Raw genomic sequence first — 4,352 nt, 5'->3', positions numbered from 1 at the left:
GTGTTCTCTTCTTCAATGCGGCGGATTTTCTTTTCTAGCTCGCGGATCCGCTGTTGTTCGGGGGTGAGCGGTGCGCCTTTGGGGGATACGCCTTGCTGCTCCTGTCGAAGCTGGTTTACCCATTTACGCATGGCTGAATTACTGACGCCTATCGCGCTTGCAGCCTCAGTTATGCTGTATCCCTGTTTCGTTACCAGCTGCGCAGCTTCTAATTTGAACTCTGCACTGAATGTCGGTCTTGTGTTCATCATTTCTACCACCTTTTTCCGGAAGTGAGTCTATCACTTCGTCTATTCAGGTGGCCAAATTCACTATGCCACTACACTTTAATTAAGGCGGTTTTGAGAGAAAGCGTCGATAATTTCAGAAACCCTAAACGCAAAAAAGCCACCTTATTCAGGTGGCCTCTTCACTTAATTAGGGCCTGTCATGGCCAGCTACGCTAAAGCTTCGCGCTGACCTACATGGATGTAGGGAATGTTGAAAGTGTCGGGAATATCTTTTAGCCATAAGCACATCGCTATCGCGATATTCGCCCTACCCCACATGGAAATGCACCTCACTGCGTTCGGGCTCTTTATATTCCCCATGTTGAATCGATATTTCAAAAGCCGTTAAACGAAAAAATCCCCAACACGGCGTGCTGGGGATTTCTCGTTAATTAGGCGCCTGGAAATGACCTACTCTCACATGGGGAGACCCCACACTACCATCGGCGCAATTGCGTTTCACTTCTGAGTTCGGGATGGGATCAGGTGGGACCACAATGCTATGGTTTCCAGACAAATTTAGTGGTGCTGATACCCAGAATCGAACTGGGGACCTCATCCTTACCAAGGATGCGCTCTACCGACTGAGCCATATCAGCACAAAACTGTTAAATAACTATGCGTCTTACTCTAAAATGCGCTTGGTTATTTTGCTTACACCTTAAAGGTTAAGCGAAATTAGCGTCTGGAAATGACCTACTCTCACATGGGGAGACCCCACACTACCATCGGCGCGATTGCGTTTCACTTCTGAGTTCGGGATGGGTGAGTTTTAGTACACGGATGTACTCTATGTCATAAATGCAGGAGCAATTTATGACCTCACTTCAATCAAGTACTTTTGTATTCTTTTGATTCAGTAACCATCGTACGAAACCCTTTTGGGTTGTATGGTTAAGCCTCACGAGTCATTAGTACAGGTTAGCTCAACGCCTCACAACGCTTACACACCCTGCCTATCAACGTCCTAGTCTCGGACGGCTCTTTAGAGACCTTAAAGGTCTAGGGATGACTCATCTTAGGGCTCGCTTCCCGCTTAGATGCTTTCAGCGGTTATCGATTCCGAACGTAGCTACCGGGCAATGCCATTGGCATGACAACCCGAACACCAGCGGTTCGTCCACTCCGGTCCTCTCGTACTAGGAGCAGCTCCCTTCAATCATCCAACGCCCACGGCAGATAGGGACCGAACTGTCTCACGACGTTCTGAACCCAGCTCGCGTACCACTTTAAATGGCGAACAGCCATACCCTTGGGACCGACTTCAGCCCCAGGATGTGATGAGCCGACATCGAGGTGCCAAACACCGCCGTCGATATGAACTCTTGGGCGGTATCAGCCTGTTATCCCCGGAGTACCTTTTATCCGTTGAGCGATGGCCCTTCCATTCAGAACCACCGGATCACTATGACCTGCTTTCGCACCTGCTCGACGTGTATGTCTCGCAGTTAAGCTGGCTTATGCCATTGCACTAACCGTACGATGTCCGACCGTACTTAGCCAACCTTCGTGCTCCTCCGTTACTCTTTGGGAGGAGACCGCCCCAGTCAAACTACCCACCAGGCACTGTCCTCAACCCCGATTCAGGGGCCAGAGTTAGAACATCAACACTACAAGGGTGGTATTTCAAGGTTGACTCCACGAGAACTGGCGTTCCCGCTTCAAAGTCTCCCACCTATCCTACACATGTAGGGTCAATGTTCAGTGCCAAGCTATAGTAAAGGTTCACGGGGTCTTTCCGTCTAGCCGCGGGTATACGGCATCTTCACCGCAATTTCAACTTCACTGAGTCTCGGCTGGAGACAGCGTGGCCATCATTACGCCATTCGTGCAGGTCGGAACTTACCCGACAAGGAATTTCGCTACCTTAGGACCGTTATAGTTACGGCCGCCGTTTACCGGGGCTTCGATCATGAGCTTCTCCGAAGATAACCCAATCAATTAACCTTCCGGCACCGGGCAGGCGTCACACCGTATACGTCATCTTGCGATTTTGCACAGTGCTGTGTTTTTGATAAACAGTTGCAGCCACCTGGTATCTGCGACTCCCGTCAGCTTAGAGAGCAAGTCTCATCACCAACAGGAGCGTACCTTCTCCCGAAGTTACGGTACCATTTTGCCTAGTTCCTTCAGCCGAGTTCTCTCAAGCGCCTTGGTATTCTCTACCCGACCACCTGTGTCGGTTTGGGGTACGATTCCTACTAACCTGAAGCTTAGAAGATTTTCCTGGAAGCATGGCATCAACTACTTCATCACCGTAGTGACTCGTCATCAACTCTCAGTATTAGGTGCCCGGATTTGCCTAAGCACCCTACCTACAGCCTTAAACGCGGACAACCAACGCCGCGCTAGCCTAGCCTTCTCCGTCTCTCCATCGCAGTTAGCAGAAGTACGGGAATATTAACCCGTTTCCCATCGACTACGCCTTTCGGCCTCGCCTTAGGGGTCGACTCACCCTGCCCCGATTAACGTTGGACAGGAACCCTTGGTCTTTCGGCGAGGAGGTTTTTCACCCCCTTTATCGTTACTCATGTCAGCATTCGCACTTCTGATACCTCCAGTGTGGGTTACCCCTTCACCTTCAACGGCTTACAGAACGCTCCTCTACCGCACTAGCGCAAGCGCTAGTACCCATAGCTTCGGTGTATTGCTTAGCCCCGTTATATCTTCCGCGCAGGCCGACTCGACTAGTGAGCTATTACGCTTTCTTTAAATGATGGCTGCTTCTAAGCCAACATCCTAGCTGTCTAAGCCTTCCCACATCGTTTCCCACTTAGCAATAACTTTGGGACCTTAGCTGATGGTCTGGGTTGTTTCCCTTTTCACGACGGACGTTAGCACCCGCCGTGTGTCTCCCGAGTAGTACTCATTGGTATTCGGAGTTTGCAAAGGGTTGGTAAGTCGGGATGACCCCCTAGCCTTAACAGTGCTCTACCCCCAATGGTATTCGCTCGAGGCGCTACCTAAATAGCTTTCGAGGAGAACCAGATATCTCCCGGTTTGATTGGCCTTTCACCCCCAGCCACAAGTCATCACCGCATTTTTCAACATACGTGTGTTCGGTCCTCCAGTTGATGTTACTCAACCTTCAACCTGCCCATGGCTAGATCACCGGGTTTCGGGTCTACACCTTGCAACTAAACGCGCAGTTAACACTCGGTTTCCCTACGGCTCCGCTATTCGCTTAACCTCGCTACAAAATGTAAGTCGCTGACCCATTATACAAAAGGTACGCAGTCACGGTCTCAAGAACCGCTCCCACTGCTTGTACGTATACGGTTTCAGGTTCTATTTCACTCCCCTCACAGGGGTTCTTTTCGCCTTTCCCTCACGGTACTGGTTCACTATCGGTCAGTCAGGAGTATTTAGCCTTGGAGGATGGTCCCCCCATATTCGAACAAGATATCACGTGTCCCGTCCTACTCGTTTTCACCTAAAGTTAGTTTTCATGTACGGGGCTATCACCCTGTATCGCTGTGCTTTCCAACACATTCCACTAACACCCTCTAGGCTTAAGGGCTAATCCCCGTTCGCTAGCTCGCCAACGCTTTTCGCAAGTTACTACGTCCTTCATCGCCTCTGACTGCCAAGGCATCCACCGTATACGCTTAGTCACTTAACCATACAACCCAAATGAGTTTCATCTGAGYTGCATCGCAACTAATGGTTTCAACTTTCGCCAAAAGAATACTCAAGTCACTTGATTAAAGTGTGTTTTGAGAACTCAATTATTTTCGCAATAACCTCTCGGTTATTACTATCAGCTTTCCAAATTTTTAAAGAACAAGCATCGCCGCTCGGACGTGCCACTCGCTCTAACAAGAACAAGTTATCTGTGTGAACACTCAAAAGGTACACGGATGTACCGAATGTCGAAAATGCAGGAGCATTTTTCGACCAAGTATCAAATCATCGTATAGGTAAGGAGGTGATCCAGCCCCAGGTTCCCCTAGGGCTACCTTGTTACGACTTCACCCCAGTCATGAACCACACCGTGGTAAACGCCCTCCCGAAGGTTAAGCTATCTACTTCTGGTGCAGCCCACTCCCATGGTGTGACGGGCGGTGTGTACAAGGCCCGCCG

General features: G+C 49.9%; 1 protein-coding gene, 1 tRNA gene and 3 rRNA genes. All 5 read right to left on the bottom strand.

Annotated elements, in window-relative coordinates:
* Positions 1-251: transposase (locus L1D47_RS20160; RefSeq protein ID WP_239886560.1), on the bottom strand; the 251-nt coding region annotated here is incomplete at its 3' end.
* A 416-nt stretch (positions 252-667) separates the two neighbouring features.
* Positions 668-783: ribosomal RNA gene (rrf, locus tag L1D47_RS20155) — 5S ribosomal RNA — on the bottom strand.
* 9 nt (positions 784-792) lie between these two features.
* Positions 793-868: transfer RNA gene (locus tag L1D47_RS20150), tRNA-Thr, on the bottom strand.
* A 291-nt stretch (positions 869-1,159) separates the two neighbouring features.
* Positions 1,160-3,891, bottom strand: a 23S ribosomal RNA gene (locus tag L1D47_RS20145).
* Between the two features lie 299 nt (positions 3,892-4,190).
* Positions 4,191-4,352 (bottom strand): 16S ribosomal RNA (locus L1D47_RS20140); the annotation flags it as partial.

Origin of the sequence: Shewanella sp. Isolate7, assembly GCF_022398425.1 — a bacterium.
In the GTDB taxonomy this organism is placed as follows: Bacteria; Pseudomonadota; Gammaproteobacteria; order Enterobacterales; family Shewanellaceae; genus Shewanella.
This window is presented reverse-complemented; position numbering and strand designations above follow the sequence as displayed.